Source organism: Paenirhodobacter sp. CAU 1674 (assembly GCF_029222945.1).
In the GTDB taxonomy this organism is placed as follows: domain Bacteria; phylum Pseudomonadota; class Alphaproteobacteria; order Rhodobacterales; family Rhodobacteraceae; genus Rhodobacter.
In genome coordinates this window covers 275,438-291,491 of the sequence record NZ_JARHUH010000005.1, presented here as the reverse complement: position 1 = coordinate 291,491, position 16,054 = coordinate 275,438, and the positions used below count along the sequence as shown (strand labels likewise).

The 16,054-nt window shown below is 64.5% G+C and carries 17 protein-coding genes; 3 read left to right on the top strand and 14 right to left on the bottom strand.

Annotated elements, in window-relative coordinates; translation table 11 throughout:
• Positions 1–620 precede the first annotated feature (620 nt).
• The 5 genes from pssA to P2G62_RS09605 all read right to left on the bottom strand — a co-directional run bounded on the left by pssA (position 621) and on the right by P2G62_RS09605 (position 3,834).
• On the bottom strand, positions 621–1,355 hold the full coding sequence (pssA, locus tag P2G62_RS09625) for a CDP-diacylglycerol--serine O-phosphatidyltransferase (RefSeq protein WP_275734667.1): 735 nt from the start codon (positions 1,353–1,355) through the stop codon (positions 621–623).
• Between the two features lies 1 nt (position 1,356).
• A complete protein-coding gene (locus tag P2G62_RS09620; RefSeq protein ID WP_275734666.1) occupies positions 1,357–2,055 on the bottom strand; it encodes a phosphatidylserine decarboxylase in 699 nt (232 codons plus the stop codon).
• A 245-nt stretch (positions 2,056–2,300) separates the two neighbouring features.
• Entirely contained in the window at positions 2,301–2,789 is a 489-nt protein-coding gene (gene rpsI / locus P2G62_RS09615) for a 30S ribosomal protein S9 (RefSeq protein ID WP_275734665.1), read from the bottom strand.
• A gap of 2 nt (positions 2,790–2,791) precedes the next feature.
• Positions 2,792–3,253: a 50S ribosomal protein L13 gene (rplM, locus tag P2G62_RS09610; RefSeq protein ID WP_275734664.1), complete on the bottom strand. Its 462-nt coding sequence runs from the start codon at positions 3,251–3,253 to the stop codon at positions 2,792–2,794.
• 164 nt (positions 3,254–3,417) lie between these two features.
• Positions 3,418–3,834 (bottom strand): PaaI family thioesterase, encoded by a 417-nt coding sequence (locus P2G62_RS09605; protein WP_275734677.1) that lies wholly within the window; start codon positions 3,832–3,834, stop codon positions 3,418–3,420.
• Positions 3,835–3,888: 54 nt separating this feature from the next.
• Here P2G62_RS09605 and P2G62_RS09600 point away from each other — a divergent pair, with 54 nt between their 5' ends.
• A complete protein-coding gene (locus tag P2G62_RS09600) occupies positions 3,889–4,677 on the top strand; it encodes an enoyl-CoA hydratase (protein WP_275734663.1) in 789 nt (262 codons plus the stop codon).
• A 94-nt stretch (positions 4,678–4,771) separates the two neighbouring features.
• On the opposite strand, the gene P2G62_RS09595 is transcribed toward P2G62_RS09600, so the two are convergent.
• Positions 4,772–5,515, bottom strand: a complete 744-nt coding sequence (locus P2G62_RS09595) for a cytochrome c biogenesis protein CcdA (RefSeq protein ID WP_275734662.1) — start codon at positions 5,513–5,515, stop codon at positions 4,772–4,774.
• Between the two features lie 107 nt (positions 5,516–5,622).
• Here P2G62_RS09595 and P2G62_RS09590 point away from each other — a divergent pair, with 107 nt between their 5' ends.
• Complete coding sequence (locus P2G62_RS09590; protein WP_275734661.1) at positions 5,623–5,850, top strand: sulfurtransferase TusA family protein; 228 nt, start codon at positions 5,623–5,625, stop codon at positions 5,848–5,850.
• Between the two features lie 45 nt (positions 5,851–5,895).
• Here the strand turns inward: P2G62_RS09590 and P2G62_RS09585 are convergent, their stop codons facing one another.
• From P2G62_RS09585 to purC, 8 genes are all read right to left on the bottom strand, one after another.
• Complete coding sequence (locus tag P2G62_RS09585; protein WP_275734660.1) at positions 5,896–8,709, bottom strand: ribonuclease E/G; 2,814 nt, start codon at positions 8,707–8,709, stop codon at positions 5,896–5,898.
• Positions 8,710–9,149: 440 nt separating this feature from the next.
• Complete coding sequence (locus P2G62_RS09580; RefSeq protein WP_275734659.1) at positions 9,150–9,803, bottom strand: phosphoribosyltransferase family protein; 654 nt, start codon at positions 9,801–9,803, stop codon at positions 9,150–9,152.
• Complete coding sequence (locus P2G62_RS09575; protein ID WP_275734657.1) at positions 9,800–10,459, bottom strand: alpha/beta hydrolase; 660 nt, start codon at positions 10,457–10,459, stop codon at positions 9,800–9,802. Before P2G62_RS09575 ends, P2G62_RS09580 begins: the two co-directional genes overlap by 4 nt.
• Positions 10,460–10,591: 132 nt before the next feature.
• The gene (locus P2G62_RS09570; protein ID WP_275734656.1) at positions 10,592–11,923 is read right to left on the bottom strand and encodes a sigma-54 dependent transcriptional regulator; all 1,332 of its coding nucleotides are present in this window, start codon (positions 11,921–11,923) and stop codon (positions 10,592–10,594) included.
• 3 nt (positions 11,924–11,926) lie between these two features.
• Positions 11,927–13,723, bottom strand: a complete 1,797-nt coding sequence (locus P2G62_RS09565; protein WP_275734655.1) for an ATP-binding protein — start codon at positions 13,721–13,723, stop codon at positions 11,927–11,929.
• Positions 13,724–13,768: 45 nt separating this feature from the next.
• A complete protein-coding gene (gene purQ, locus P2G62_RS09560; RefSeq protein ID WP_275734654.1) occupies positions 13,769–14,437 on the bottom strand; it encodes a phosphoribosylformylglycinamidine synthase subunit PurQ in 669 nt (222 codons plus the stop codon).
• Between the two features lie 71 nt (positions 14,438–14,508).
• A complete protein-coding gene (gene purS / locus P2G62_RS09555) occupies positions 14,509–14,748 on the bottom strand; it encodes a phosphoribosylformylglycinamidine synthase subunit PurS (RefSeq protein ID WP_275734653.1) in 240 nt (79 codons plus the stop codon).
• A gap of 11 nt (positions 14,749–14,759) precedes the next feature.
• Positions 14,760–15,521: a phosphoribosylaminoimidazolesuccinocarboxamide synthase gene (purC, locus tag P2G62_RS09550; protein ID WP_275734652.1), complete on the bottom strand. Its 762-nt coding sequence runs from the start codon at positions 15,519–15,521 to the stop codon at positions 14,760–14,762.
• Between the two features lie 220 nt (positions 15,522–15,741).
• Between purC and P2G62_RS09545 the strand changes: the two genes are divergently transcribed.
• The gene (locus P2G62_RS09545) at positions 15,742–16,053 is read left to right on the top strand and encodes a DUF1476 domain-containing protein (RefSeq protein ID WP_275734651.1); all 312 of its coding nucleotides are present in this window, start codon (positions 15,742–15,744) and stop codon (positions 16,051–16,053) included.
• Position 16,054: the final 1 nt, after the last annotated feature.

The following is a 16,054-nucleotide window of genomic DNA, read 5'->3' as shown; positions in this document are numbered from 1 at the left end:
CAAACAGTGAAGCTGACAATCCTATCATCGGCCGAAGCCTAAGGACCCGATATGCGCCGGCCAATCATCGAAACGACCAAACCGCCCACATATCTCTTCAGATATCTCGCAATGTCAAAGAGCAAGAGGCAAAAATAAACCGGAAGCGCTCAATCCAAGCGCTGCCCGCCATTCAACCTCATCCGTCCCGCCTTCCCTGCCGCCGCCCTGTCTCCAGTCCAGCAGCCCTTCCAGCGCCCCGTCGCGGTGTGTCCCGCTTCGGTGAGGGGGTGTTTACGAACTGCCGACGACATGCGCAAGAGCATTTTTCGTGAAACTGTCATTTTTCTTCGGAAGCCTTTATTTTGCTGGGTGTTTTTTGGGCAAAAAATGAAGGCCGCCATCGCGGGCAGCAGGCATGAAACGTCCGGTTGGTGACTTGGGGCGCGAATCTTGCGACTCGAGCGCCGTGAGTCGCGGCACAACCGCCCCGAAGTCCCCGTTTTGAGGCGGCCCGGGCATCCGGGCACCGGCATGCCGGGACACAAACTTCCCGCACTCCCCTGCCCCCTGGGCCTCCCGCAAATGCAAAAGCCGACCCGGTTTCCCGGATCGGCCCTGATGTCATGCAAAGCTGTCGTTCAGCGCAGGATGCGGCCCCGCATCTTCCAGATCGCGGGCAGCAACAGCGCCACATAGATCACGTCGATCACCACCGCGAGCAACCAGATCCGGGTCACGATCATCCCCATGCCGATCACCGTACCAACGAACAGCCCGCCGACCCCCCAACGCGGCACCCGCAGTGCCTTGGGCGAAAGCGTCGGTATACGCGAGATCATCAACAGGCCGACCAGCGCCAGCCAGACCCCGACCAGCCCCGGCATCTGCCGGGTGTCGATCAATCCGGCCAGTTGCAGGAACACCGGCAACAGCGCCAGCATCGCCCCCGCAGGCGCCGGCACCCCGGTGAAATGGGTTTTCGACGTCGCCTCGTCGCCACGCATCACGTTGAAGCGCGCCAGTCGCAGGCATCCGGCCGCGGCAAAGACCAGCACCGCAATCCAGCCGAGCGCATTCGCCTCGCCCAGACCGAAACGATAGACCAGCAGGCCCGGCGCCACACCGAAGCACAGGAAATCGGACAGGCTGTCCAGTTCCGCCCCGAAATCGGAGGTCGCCCGCAGCCGACGCGCAATCAGCCCGTCAAGCCCGTCGATCACCGCTGCCAGCATCAGCAAGGCCACCGCCAGCTCGAACCGCCCGACCATCGTGTAACGGATCGAGGTCAGCCCCAGGCACATGCCCGAAATCGTCACCAGATTGGGCAACAGAAGCAGAAACGGCAGTTGATCCTGACTGCGGCGCACCACCATCTTACCGCACTCCGCCGCTGCGCGCCGCTTCGGTGCCGTGCAGATCGGCCAGAACCGTCTCGCCCGCGATCATCGTCTGACCAATGCACACCAGCGGCTGCACGCCGTCGGGCAGATAGATATCCAGCCGCGAACCGAAGCGGATCAAGCCAAAGCGTTCGCCGGTCATCAGCTCCTGACCTTCGCGCACCTCGCACAGGATGCGCCGCGCCACCAGGCCCGCGATCTGCACCACGCCATAGCTGCGCCCGTCGGCGATCTGCACCGCCATGCCGTTCCTCTCGTTATCGGAACTTGCCTTGTCGAGCGAGGCGTTCAGAAACAGCCCCGGGCGGTAGGCAATCTTGGTGATCCGGCCGGCCAGCGGCAGCCGGTTCACATGGCAGTTGAACACCGACATGAACACCGAGATCCGGGTCATCGGCTGATCGCCCAGCCCCAGCTCGACCGGCGGCACCGCGGGTTCCAGCAGCGACACGACACCATCCGCGGGCGAGATCATCAGCCCGTCGCGCGTGGGCGTCACCCGCACCGGATCGCGAAAGAAGTAATAGCACCACACCGTCAGCCCGACGCCGATCCAGCCCAGCGGCTCCCACAGCAGGAACAGGACCAGCGTGATCCCGGCAAAGATCGCGACGAACTTGCGCCCCTCGGGATGCATCGGTTTGACGAAGGTGGACAGCATGGAAACGGACATTGGGCGCCTTTTGATGTGTTTGGCACAGTCCTAGCGCAATGTCGGGCCAAAGCAAACCGCTCTGATCCCCGGCGCGACCGCGGGTGGCATCCGGGCGTGCCTCCGGCGGGAGTATTTCAACCAAGAAGAAGCCCGCGCCTTTTCCTTGGGCAACACACGCATCGTGATGGCCGCCAAAGCACAGCCGCCCGAAATGAAAAACGCGGCCCCAAGGGACCGCGTTTTCCGAAAACATGTCGCGAAGATCAGCGCTTCGAGAACTGGAACGAACGGCGGGCTTTGGCCTTGCCGTATTTCTTCCGTTCGACGACGCGCGAATCGCGGGTCAGGAAGCCGGCGGCTTTCAGCGCGCCACGCAGGCTGGGTTCATACAGCTGCAGCGCTTTCGAGATACCGTGCTTCACCGCACCGGCCTGCCCCGAAAGGCCACCGCCAGCGACGGTCGCGAAGACGTCGAATTCACCGACGACGCCAGCAACCTGGAACGGCTGGTTCACGATCAGCTGCAGAACCGGGCGCGCAAAGTAGGTGCCCATTTCCTTGCCGTTGACCACGATTTTACCCGAACCGGGCTTCACCCAGACGCGGGCAACCGCGTCTTTACGCTTGCCGGTTGCGTAGGAACGGCCTTGCGCGTCGCGCTGCGGCGCGCGGGGCGCGTCGGCTTCAACCACGGCGGCGGGGGTGCCGGAAACGGCCGACTTCAGATCGTCGAGGGATTTGATATCGGACATGATTAGCTCCGGGTGTTTTTCGAGTTCAGGACCTTGACGTCCAGAACTTCGGGCTGCTGGGCTTCATGCGGATGCTCGGCACCGGCGTAGACGCGCAGGTTCGACATCTGCTGACGGCCAAGACGGTTGCGCGAGATCATGCGCTCGACAGCCTTGATCACGACGCGCTCGGGGTGGGCGCCTTCCAGCACCTGACGCGCGGTGCGGAACTTGATCCCGCCCGGGTGGCCGGTGTGCCAGTAGTAACGCTTGTCTTCACGCTTGTTGCCGGTCATCTGCACCTTGTCGGCGTTGATGATGATGACATTGTCGCCCATGTCCATGTGCGGCGTGAAGGTCGGTTTGTGCTTGCCACGCAGACGCATGGCAACGATCGTGGCGAGGCGGCCCAGAACGACGCCCTCGGCGTCAATCAGGATCCACTTCTTCTCGATCTCCGCAGGTTTCGCGGTATAGGTTTTCATCTGTGATCGCCCTTTGAAGGGATGTGGAATTCGGATGGCGGCTTTTCGGGGATTTGCGCGACAAAATCAAGTCCCACGGGGGCAATTTTATTGCAACAAATCAATACCTTAAAAAATAGGTATTAAAATACCCCAAGAAAACCGCCCCGAGTCATCGCCTATCCTTACTTCGGCGGGATCGAATAGGTCATCGACGCGCGCGCCACCGGGGCCGCATCGCCATCCGAAAAGATCAGCGCATCCCCCACCGCCAGCACGCGGCCCAGCTTCAGGATGCGCACTCGCGCGATCAGGTCGCGCCCGGCGGCGGGCTTGCACAGGAAGTCGATGCTGGCATTCGTCGTCACCGCCAGCGCCACCGGCCCGATCCGGGCCAGAATCGCCAGATAGATGCCGACATCCGCCAGCGCGAACATCGTGGGCCCCGATACCGTGCCCCCCGGGCGCAGGTGCCCATGCCCGACAAGCAGCCGCACGACCAGCTCCTCGCCCACCGTTTCGATGACGAAATCATCGGCCACCTGCGGAAAGGCTTCGGCCAGAAACCGGTCAAGTGACGTAGCGTCCATTTGCAGTTGCATCATTCCTCCCTCAGCTCCCTTTCCCTAAGGTTCGATGCAAAGGGAGGATTTGCAATGACCGATCTGGTGGAACTGGAACGACGTGGCGTCGTGGCGCATCTGACGATGAACAGCCCGGGCAGCCTGAACGCGCTGTCGGATGCGATGCTGGCTGCGCTGAAGGCACGGTTTGAACAGCTGGCAGGTGATGCGGCCGTGAAGGCCGTGGTGCTGAAAGGCGCGGGCAAGGCGTTCTGCGCAGGCCACGATCTGAAGGAAATGCAGGCCGGGCGCGCCGCCGCCGACAAGGGCGCGGCATATTTCGCCGATCTCTTCGCCCGCTGCGCCGAGGTGATGCAGATGATCCCCGCCCTGCCCCAGCCGGTGATCGCCGAGGTGCATGGCATCGCCACGGCCGCCGGCTGCCAGCTGGTTGCCAGCTGTGACATGGCGGTGGCGGCCGAGGGCACGCGGTTTGGCGTGAACGGGGTGAATATCGGGCTGTTCTGCTCGACCCCGATGGTCGCGCTGACGCGCAATGTGCCGCGCAAGGTGGCCTTTGAAATGCTGACCACGGGCGAATTCATCGACACCGCCCGCGCCCGCGAGGTGGGTCTGGTGAACCGCGTGGTGCCGCATGACGCGCTGGACGCCGAGGCGGCCCGCCTGGCCGAAACCGTCGCCGCCAAGCTGAGCGCCGCGGTCAAGATCGGCAAGCGGGCGTTTTATGACCAGATCACACTCGATCTTGCCGCCGCCTATGAACACACGGCCGCGGTGATGGTGGAAAACATGCTGTGGCGCGACACCGCCGAGGGGCTGCAGGCCTTCATCGAGAAGCGCAAACCCGACTGGGCCGAGTAAGCCCCCGCGCCGGGGGCCCTGCCCCCGGACCCCCGGGATATTTTTCCAGAAAGAAAGACGCGGCCCGGGACAGTCCGTCCCCCCGGTGTCTGACTCAGCCCAGTGTCGCGAGGCTCGGGAAGGTTTCGAGCAGCCAGAAGCTGAGCGCCGAAAAGGCATTGGTCAGGAGCAGCACGCCCACCAGCACCAGAAGCCCCCCCATCACCTTTTCGATCAGCCCCATATGGCGCTTGAGACGATTCATCACGCCGATGGCGCGCTGGATGAACAAGGCCGCAAGCAGGAAGGGTATCCCCAGCCCCAGCGCATAGATCGCAAGCAGCCCGGTGCCGCGCACCATGTCGCCGCCCTGCGCCGCGATCGACAGGATCGCGCCCAGTTGCGGGCCGATGCAGGGCGTCCAGCCGAAGGCGAAGGCAAGGCCGAGGACGTAGGCCCCCAGGCTGGAGCCCCCCTGATCGCCGGCATCCAGCCGTGCTTCGCGATCAAGGATGCCGATACGGAACACGCCCAGAAAATGCAGCCCCAGCACGATGATGACCGCCCCCGAGATCCGGCCGAACATCTCCTGATTGCTCAGGAAGAAGCGTCCGAAGGCCGAGGCCGCGAAGCCCATGATCAGGAAGACGGTCGACAGCCCCAGCACAAAGAACAGCGCCGGCACCACCGCAGCGCCCTTGCCGGTGCGCAGATCGCTCATGCTGACCCCGCCCATATAGGCCAGGTACGGCGGCACGATCGGCAGCACGCAGGGGCTGAGGAAGGACAAAAGCCCCGCCACCAGCGCGACAAGCGCGGCGGGCAGGAAGGCGGCGTCGATGAGATCAATTCCGAACATGCCCCCTCCTAGCATTGCGTGCGGGCGCCGTCACCCATGCGCCGCTCACATCCCCGGGAACATATTGCCGCGTGGACGAATCGACACAGGGCCGCTAGGGGCGGGGCATGGAGATTGCCGCTGAAATCGACGCCATCGGGCTTTTGTGTCCCCTGCCAGTGCTGCGCCTGCGCAAGGTGCTGGAGGGGCTGGCTCCGGGCGCCGTGGTGCGGCTGCATGCCACCGACGGGGCCAGCTGGATCGACGTTCCGCATTTCTGCGCACAGGCCGGGCATGTGCTGCTGAGCGCAGAGGACGCCGCCGGGCTCAAGACCTATCTGATCCGCCGCGGTTGAGCGCAATGAAAACGCCGGGCGCGAGGCCCGGCGTTTTTGCTTTTATCAGCGCGAGAGCGACCACCAGCCGCGCCGCTTGGGTTTGTCATCCTCGGGCTCGGCCTCGGGGGCCTTGGCTGCGGGGGCGTCGATCTCGGCAACTTCGGCCTCGTGTGCCTGCGCCAGCGTGACTTCGGCTGCGACCGGTTCACTTTCAACGCTCGCCGCTTGGGGCGCGACCGTGTCCGTTTCCGGCATCGCGGCGGGCGCTTCGGCGGCGGGCGTCGGCGCCTCTGCCGTCACCGGCACATCGGTTGCGACTTCGGGCGCAGGCTCTGCCGGGGTCTCGGCCGCCTTCTTGCTGCGTGAGCGCGTCGAGGTCTTCTTCACCGGCGCCTCGCCCTCTTCGCCTTCGGCCGCCTTCTTGCTGCGCGAGCGCGTCGAGGTCTTCTTCACCGGCTCTTCCCCGTCGGCCGCGGCCTCGGTCGTCGCAGTCTTGCGCGGACGCGCGCTGCGCGAACGGGTGGTTTTCTTGGGCGCGGGCACCTCTTCCACGGCAGCCTCGTCGCTTGCCGCCTCGGCCGCGGCTTCCGGTGCAGCCTCGCTCACCGTGGCCAAGGCCGCACTCGCTTCAGCGGCCAGAGCGGCCCGCATCGCATCTTCGGCTGCGTCCTCGTCCTCATCGCCCGCGGTGCCTGCTTCCGCGCCCTCCTCGGACGCCTCATCATCACCGCCCTCGGCCTGCTGATCGGCACCATTGGCACCCGACTTCTTCTTGCGCCGACGCCGGCGCTTCTTCTTCTTCGGGCCTTCCTCGCCTGCGGGCTGCGCCGCATCGCCGGACTCGTCCGCGGCTTCGGCCTCCTCAGCCTCGTCCTCGTCGATGAAGTCCTCTTCGTCGATCTCTGCCATCAGGCTGGCCGAGGCCGAAACCACCGGGCTCACCACCTCGGGCACGACACGGGTCGCGGTCTTGAATTTCTCGATCGAGAAATCGGGGCTGACCAGCGACGGATCGGCCTCGATCCGCACCGACATGCCATAGCGTGCCTCGATGCCCGCCACATGCTCGCGCTTGGCGTTCATCAGGTAGTTGGCCACCGCTACCGGGCATTTCACCAGCACCTCGCGGGACCGCTTGCGCGTGCCCTCTTCCTCGATCGCGCGCAGAACCTGCAGCGCCAGGCTGTCGTCCGAGCGGATCAGCCCGGTGCCATGGCAATGCGGGCAGGGCTGCGTGGTCGATTCGATCATGCCGGGGCGCAGGCGCTGGCGGCTCATCTCCATCAGGCCGAAGCCCGAGATCCGGCCCACCTGAATCCGCGCGCGGTCGGTCTTGAGCTTTTCCTTCATCCGCTTCTCGACGGCGGCGTTGTTCTTGCGCTCTTCCATGTCGATGAAGTCGATGACGATCAGACCCGCCAGGTCGCGCAGGCGCAGCTGGCGTGCCACCTCGTCGGCGGCCTCCAGGTTGGTTTTCAGCGCGGTATCCTCGATCGAGCCTTCTTTCGTGGCCCGGCCCGAGTTCACGTCGATCGCCACCAGCGCTTCGGTCACGCCAATCACGATGTAGCCGCCCGATTTCAGCTGCACCACCGGGTTGAACATCGACGCCAGATAGCTTTCGACCTGGAAGCGCGCGAACAGCGGCAGCTGTTCCTGATAATGCACCACGCTGCGGGCATGGGACGGCATGATCATCTTCATGAAGTCCTTGGCCAGACGATAGCCGCGCTCGCCCTCGACCAGAACCTCGTCGATCTCTTTCGAGTAAAGATCGCGGATCGAGCGTTTGATCAGATCGCCTTCCTCATAGATCGGTGCGGGGGCGACGGATTTCATCGTCAGCTCGCGGATCTGTTCCCACAGGCGCATCAGATATTCGTAGTCGCGGCGGATTTCAGTGCGGGTGCGCTGGCTGCCGGCGGTGCGGATGATCAGCCCGGCGCCCTGCGGCACCTCCATCTCGGACGCGATTTCCTTCAGCTTCTTGCGGTCGGCAGCGTTGGTAATCTTGCGGCTGATCCCACCACCGCGCGCGGTGTTGGGCATCAGCACGCAATAGCGGCCCGCCAGCGACAGATAGGTGGTCAGCGCGGCGCCCTTGTTGCCACGCTCTTCCTTGACGACCTGCACCAGCATGATCTGGCGCACCTTGATCACTTCCTGGATCTTGTAGCGGCGCGGGCGCGGTTTGCGCGGGGCGCGGATCTCTTCGGTCACATCCTCGTCCGCGACCGATTCGATATCGTCATCGGCGGGGTGATCGTGGTCGTGGTTGTCGTCCTCGGCTTCTTCGGCGTCCAGCACGGGCTCGCTCGACACCTCGGGCAGTTCCGGCATGTCGGCAGGCGCCTGCTCTGCAGCTTCCGGCGCGGCTTCGGCCTCGACCGGGGTTCCGGCCTCTGCTTCAACAACTTCCGGCGCCTCGGTCACCTCGGCCTCGGGATCAAGCACCGCCATGCCCGGAATGTCTTCGGAACGGACGACGGCATCGGCATCGCTCGCCTTCTCGGGCTTGGCCGAGCTGCGCGAGCGCGAGCGCGACCGGCGCGAGCTGCGCGATTTTTCCTCGGCCTCCTCGGCCTCGGCATAGGCGCGCTCTTCCTCCAGCAGCGCCTGACGGTCGGCAACCGGGATCTGGTAATAATCCGGGTGAATTTCCGCGAAGGCGAGGAACCCGTGACGGTTGCCGCCATAATCGACAAAAGCGGCCTGGAGCGAAGGCTCCACCCGCGTCACTTTTGCCAGATAGATGTTCCCGGCCAGTTGCCGTTTGTTGATGGTTTCAAAGTCGAACTCCTCGACCTTGTTGCCGTCCACCACCACAACGCGGGTCTCTTCCGCATGGGTGGCATCGATAAGCATTTTCTTTGCCATTAATCCTGTTTCCACACGTCCGACGGCGCCTGACCCTTGCGGGGGCGGCGCCACAGACATGGTTTTTCGTTGAGGCGAGCTTGCGCAAAGCCGTGCAGGCGGCGGCGGCCAAAGGCCCGCCCGTCATCACCTGCCCCAAACTCTCACGCGTCATCGCGGTTCTTTCCCAAGCGCGGGCAAAGCCCGTCACCCATCTGAAAACCTCTGGCTTTTCAAAGCCTTGGAGGCAAACTTGCGGTCTTTCGACCAATCGGTTGACCCGGCCCCAGATGCGCCATCGCGCGATCTTTACGGTCCGAAAATCAGCGAATTCCGTGGGCAAAACCGCAATAATCTACGGTTCACCGACATGTTGACGACAATAGACCCGCCATCCGCCCAAAGACAATCGGTTTTTCGTAAAGTAAAAGTTAACGCCCAAGGCCCCTCAGAGGGCGCGCTCACAAGAGCAGGCGTTCGGCTTCATCCATCAGACGGACAACCTCTTCGTCCGAGGTCTGCCCGAAATCAACGTAATGCGCGCCAACCGCGATCAGCGCCCGCGGCCTGAGCAGGCACACAACCTCATCGACCCCGGCGCGCAACTCTTCAAGCGTATCGGGTGCCGCGACCGGCACTGCCAGCACCAGCCGCGCGGGCTTTCGCAGCCGCACCGCCTGCAACGAGGCGCGCATCGTCGCCCCGGTCGCAATGCCGTCATCCACGACAATGACCGTGCGCCCCTCGACCGGGACCGACGCGCGATCCTTCAGATAAAAGGCACGGCGACGGCGGATCTCGGCCAGTTGCACCTGGGCCAGACGGTCAAGATCCTCTCGCGACAACCCGGCATGTGCGACAACGGCCTCATTGATCGCCAATTGCGGGTGATCGCCGTTCACGATCGCCGCCGCGGCAAGTTCGGGCTGATGCGGCAGGCCGATCTTGCGCACCATCACCAGATCCATCGGCGCATGCAAAGCCCGCGCCACCTCGATCGCCACGGGCACCCCGCCGCGCGGCAAGGCCAGAACGACCGGGTCCTTGTAGCCCTTCGCCGCAAGCTCGGCGGCAAGTGCCTTTCCAGCCTCGGTGCGATCCGCAAATCTGGTCATGTCCCGCCCCCCGCCTGCCGCAGATGTTGCTCGAACCAATCCCCGGCAAGCGCGACCACCTGTTCCAGCGCCCCGGGTTCCTCGAACAGATGGGTGGCCCCCGGCACGATGCGCAGCAACCACGGCGCCGACAATTGCTCCGCCGCCGCCTTGTTCAGACCCAGCACCTGATAATCGCGGCCACCCACGATCAACAGCACCGGCGCCCTGACCTGCGCCAGCATATCGCCAGCCAGATCCGGCCGGCCACCCCGCGAAACCACCGCAGCGATATCCGAGGGCGCCCGCGCCGCCGCGACAAGCGCCGCCGCCGCCCCGGTGCTTGCCCCGAACAGCCCGATCGGCAGATCGGGAATATCCGGGTTGCCCCGCACCCATTCGATCGCCTCGATCATCCGCGTGCTCAGCAGGGCGATGTCGAACACATTGGCACGATCCAGCGTCTCTTCCTCTGTCAGCAGATCGAACAGCAGCGTCGCAATGGCGCGCTTGCCCAGTTCCTCGGCGACGAAATTGTTGCGGACACTGCGATGACTGCTGCCGGCGCCATGGGCAAAGACGACCAACCCCAGCGCACCGGACGGAAGGCGAAGAACCCCTTCAAGCCCCTTCTCCCCGACCGAAACGATCTGTGCATCCGATACGAAACCAGACATCCGCACCTCCACAGCACTGCGTTTCAAGACCGCAATGCCGTGTCAGTATCTACGCAAAGCCCCCTTGCGGCATTGACGCCCGTCAAATCCTGGAAGGCGGCGATGCCCCCTGCCCGGCCCGCAGGTGCACCCTCAAATGTAATCCTGACGCGACAGCCCGTATTTCGCCATCTTCTCGTTCAGCGTCCGACGCGGCAGGCACAACTCCTCCATCACCGCGGTGATCGCGCCCTTGTGGCGCCGCATCGTGTTGTCGATCAGCATCTTCTCGAAGCTTTCGACATATTCCTTCAGCGGCTTGCCCTCGGTCGTCATCGCGGGGCCCGTCTCTTCGTTGTCGGCCATCAGCAAGGACGCGATAGAGCCAGATCCCCGACGCGATTGCAGCACCGCCCGCTCGGCCACGTTGATCAACTGGCGCACATTGCCCGGCCAGGGCGCCTGCAACAGTTGCGCCGCTTCCTGCGCGGTGACCTCGGGTGCATCGCAGCCGTATTCCTCGGCGAATTGCTCGGACATGCGGGTGAACAGCGTCAGGATATCCTCGCCGCGCGCGCGCAGCGGCGGCAGCGTGATCTTCAGCGCGGCCAGCCGGAAGAACAGATCGGGGCGCAGCGCGTCCTCGACCGTGCGGCCCTCACCATGGGCGTTGCAGATCGCGATGATCCGGGTTTCCGCGGGCGTGCCCTGATCGTTGATGAACTGCAAGAGCCGCGCCTGCAACGGCTGGCTCAGCGCCTCGATATCCTCCAGACACAGCGTGCCGCCGCGCGCCTCTTCGACCAGCGGCAGCGCGCCGCCCTCTTCGACCGGACCGAAAAGCTTGGCCGCCAGCGCCTCTTCGGCGTAGGCCGCGCAGCTGATCACCACGAATTTCTTGCCCGCCCGCGGCCCGGTCGCATGCAACGCATGCGCGACCAGCGTCTTGCCCGTGCCGGTTTCTCCGTCGATCAGAACGTGACCGTCGGCCTGGCTCAGATCCAGAATATCCTCGCGCAGCCGCTCCATCGGGGCCGAAGTGCCGATCAGCTTGCCCATGACCTGCGCGCCTTCGGCCAGATCCCGGCGCAGCGCCCGGTTATCCAGCGTCATCCGCCGCGCCTGGGTCGCGCGTTTGGCCAGTTCGGTCATCCGGTCGGGGTTGAAGGGCTTCTCCATGAAATCCATCGCGCCCAGCCGCATCGCCTCGACCGCCATCGGCACGTCGCCATGCCCGGTAATCATAATCACCGGCAGCCCGGAATCGAGCCCCATCAGACGCTTCAGAAACGCCATCCCGTCCATCCCGGGCATACGGATATCGGAAATCACCACACCGGGCCAATCGGCCCCGATCACCTTGAGCGCATCTTCCGCGCAGGCATAGGTTTCAGTATCGAAGCCCGAGAGCGCCAGCCACTGGCTGACCGATTGGCGCATGTCTTCCTCGTCATCGACGATCGCCACTTTCATCATCCGAGCCATATTCTACTCCGCTGCTCTTACGCCGGGTTTCCCGGCCGTCTTGTCCTTTTCCGAAATCAGGGGAAGCTGCATTTCGAACACGGCCCCGCTGCCTTCGGCATTATAGGCGGTCAGCCGACCGCCAAAATCGCTCACGATCGAGGACGAAATGGCCAGCCCGAGCCCGGTGCCTTCACCCGGTTTCTTGGTGGTCCAGAACGGCTCGAACAACTTGTCCAGATCGGTGATGCCCGGACCATTGTCACGCAGGCTCAGCACCGCCGTCTCGCCCGCCGTCAGCAATATCTCGATCTGCGGATCGGCCACGGTCTTCGTCGCGTCCAGCGCATTGCGCAGCAGGTTGATGATGACCTGCTCCAGCCGGATACGGTCGGCCATCACCATCACCGGGCCACGCGCCAGAACGCGCGAGATATGCACCGTGCGGGCACGCAATTGCGGCTCCATCATCGCCAGGGCGGAACTGATCGCGGCGCGCAGATCGACAGGCTCGAACGCCTCGCCGCCCTTGCGGGCATAGGATTTCAGCTGCCGGGTAATCGCCCCCATCCGCTCGATCAGATCGTCGATGCGCTGGAACGAGGACAGCGCCTCTTCGGTGCGCGCGCGCTGCAACAGCAACCGCGCCCCCGCCAGATAGGTCTTCATCGCGGCCAAGGGCTGGTTCAGCTCGTGGCTGACCGCGGCCGACATCTCGCCGAGGGCCGCCAGCTTGGACGACTGCGCCAAGGTCTGTTCGGCCACCGCCAGATCCTTCTGCACCCGCTCACGTTCGGCGATCTCGCGCGACAGCCGCGCGTTCAGCGCCCGCAATTCAACCGATTCGCGCCGATAGGCCGCCGATTGCACCCGCGCCCGGCGCGACAGCAGATAGAACGCCGCCGCCAGCACGATGGCAAAGCCCATGATTTCCATCGCCAGCACGGCATTCACCCGCTCGCGCACCGAATCGTAGCTGGTGAACGCCACCATCCGCCAGCCCCGGAACGGAATCCGGGTTTCGGTGCGCATCACCGCCATGCCCCGCAGATAGGCATCGGGCGGATCGTTGGCCCAGTCGGCCGTCGCCTGCAGCGCGCGCTGGATCGCGGTCGGCGCGGAACGTGCGCTCAGCGCCTCGGCCATCGTCAGCCCGCGCCACTTCGGCTCGGTCGTCAGGATGATGTGGCCCTCGCTGTCGGTCACCGCCACCGCATCCGAAATCCCCGCCCAAGAGCGTTCGAATTTCGCCAGCTCGGCCTCGACGACGATCACACCCACCACCTTGCCCTCGGAAACCAGCGCCCGGGAATAGTTGAACCCGGTCCCCCCGGTTTCGCGCGTGGTTGCGGTGAAGATCGTCTCGCGCGAGCGCTGCGCCTCGACGAAGAAGGGCGCGGTCGCATAAGAGGTGCCGATCAGGTTCCGGTTGGTAGAGGCCACTGTGCGCCCGCTCAGGTCAAGCAGCCGGATCGAGGCCGCCGCAATATCCTCGCGCGCGGAAATCAGCGTGGCCGAGGTCTTCGAGAAATCGCCCGATTCCAGCGCGCTGGTCAGTGCCGGATCGCGCGCCAGCAACAGCGGCACGACACTGGTGCGCTGCAACTCGCTGATAATATTACCGGTGTAAAGCGCCAGACGCAGCTCGGTCCGCACCCGGGTGGTCTCGGCAAAGCGGTCGGTCAGCCAGGCATTGGTGACCCAGATCACCGCGACGGCCAGCGCCAGAATGCCGCCCACCGCAAGGCGGGCAACCCAGCCCCCCCGGCGTTTCGGCTCGGGCGGGCTCAGAAGATCAGGGATGCGCGGGGTCACGACCATGGCGTGAATTTAAGTCATGCGCCCCGGCGCAACAAGCCGCGTTGCTCAGGCCTGCGCCATGACCCCGGTCAACGCGCGGAAAAGCGCCGCCCCGTCGGCGCCGCCCTGCGCGGCCTCGATCGCCCGCTCGGGGTGGGGCATCATGCCCAGCACCCGGCGGTTCGCGCTCAGCACGCCGGCGATATCGGCCATCGACCCGTTCGGGTTGTCGACATAGCGGAACGCCACACGGTCTTCGCCTTCCAGCCGGGCCAGGCCCTCGGCGTCGATGGTGAAATTGCCGTCGTGATGGGCGATCGGGAAGACCACCTCATCGCCCTTGGCATAGGCGCTGGTGAACACGCTGTCAGCCGTCGCCACGCGCAGCGCCTGCGGCTTGCAGACGAACTTCAGCCCGGCATTGCGCATCAGCGCGCCCGGCAGCAGGCCCATCTCGGTCAGCACCTGAAAACCGTTGCAGATCCCGATGACATAGCCGCCCCGGCCCGCGAAATCCGCCACGGCCTGCCCGATGGGCGAACGCGAGGCAATCGCGCCGCAGCGCAGATAATCGCCATAGGAAAACCCACCCGGAACGCCGATCACATCGACCCCCGCAGGCAGCGCGGTTTCCTTGTGCCAGACCCGCACCACCTCGGCCCCGGCCTTTTCAAAAGCCACGGCCAGATCGCGGTCACAGTTCGATCCGGGGAAGGTGATGACGGCGGCTTTCATCGCGGGGGCTCCTGCTTTCTTTCTGGCTCAAATATCCCGGGGGTCCGGGGGCGGCGCCCCCGGGCGCACCCTCAGGCGATCTCGATCGTGTATTTCTCGATCACCGTATTGGCGAGCAGCTTTTCGCACATCTGGCGCACTTCGGCCTCGGCAGCAGCCTTGTCGGCCGCCGCCAGGTCCAGCTCGATCACCTTGCCTTGCCGCACGGCCTCGACGCCGCCGAACCCCAGATGGCCGAGCGCATGGCGCACCGCCTCACCCTGCGGGTCCAGAACGCCGTCTTTCAGCATGACATGAACGCGGGCTTTCATCGCGGGCTCCTTCAGTTGATCAGCGTGGGCTTGATGGTGGTGGTGTTGGTGGGCAGAACGCCCAGACGCCGCGCCACTTCGGTATAGGCGTCGGTCAGGCTGCCCAGATCGCGGCGGAACACGTCCTTGTCCAGCTTCTGACCGGTCTTCACATCCCACAGGCGGCAACTGTCGGGACTGATTTCGTCGGCCACGATCAGGCGCATGAAATCGCCATCCCAGATCCGGCCGATCTCGATCTTGAAGTCGATCAGCTTGATGCCGACGCCATAGAAGATGCCCGACAGGAAATCGTTGACCCGCAGCGCCAGCGCCACGATGTCGTCCAGATCCTGCTGATTGGCCCAGCCAAAGGCGATGATGTATTCCTCGGGGACCAGCGGATCGCCGAGCGCATCATTCTTGTAGCTGTATTCCACGATCGGACGCGGCAGCGCGGTGCCCTCTTCCAGGCCCAGACGCTTGGCGATCGAGCCTGCGGCGAAATTGCGCACGATGACTTCCAGCGGCACGATCTCGACCTGGCGGATCAGCTGCTCGCGCATGTTGATGCGGCGGATGAAGTGGTTCGGCACGCCGATATTGGTCAGCCCGGTCATGAAAAACTCGGACAGCCGGTTGTTCAGCACGCCCTTGCCCTCGATCGTGGCTTTCTTCTGCGCGTTGAAGGCGGTGGCGTCATCCTTGAAATACTGCACCAAAGTGCCCGGTTCCGGGCCTTCATACAGAATCTTCGCCTTGCCTTCGTAGATTTTCTTGCGCCGGGGTGCCATGGCTGCTCCGTTCGATGCGGCCCGCAGCTGCGGCAATCTGCAGCGGCAGGCGGAGGGCGGGCGCGTGGCCCTTTTCGCCCCTATAGGCCAAGGCCGCGCGCCCCGCAAGACATAGGGCAAAGCGCTGTCCAGTTAAAACTTCGTGAAAGCGGGCTTGCGGCGCGGCGCGCGCTCGGCCATATGAAAGAATAAGAGCAACCTTTGAGGGGGGGACCGGAGTATGACCACGTTTGACGAGCGCGAGCACGCCTTCGAAAGCAAATTCGCCCATGACGCGACACTGCAGTTCAAGGCCGAGGCTCGCTGCAACAAACTGTTGGCGCAATGGGCCGCTGGTCTGCTGGGCAAGACGGGCCCGGAAGCCGATGCCTATGCCAAGGATCTGATCGTCGCCGATTTCGAGGAGGCCGGCGCCGAAGATGTCGCACGCAAGCTGATCGTCGATCTGGAAGGCAAGAGCGACGAAGCCACGATCCGTGCGAAAATGGCCGAGTGCCTGGCCGAAGCCAAGCGTCAGCTGGCCGAAAGCTGAG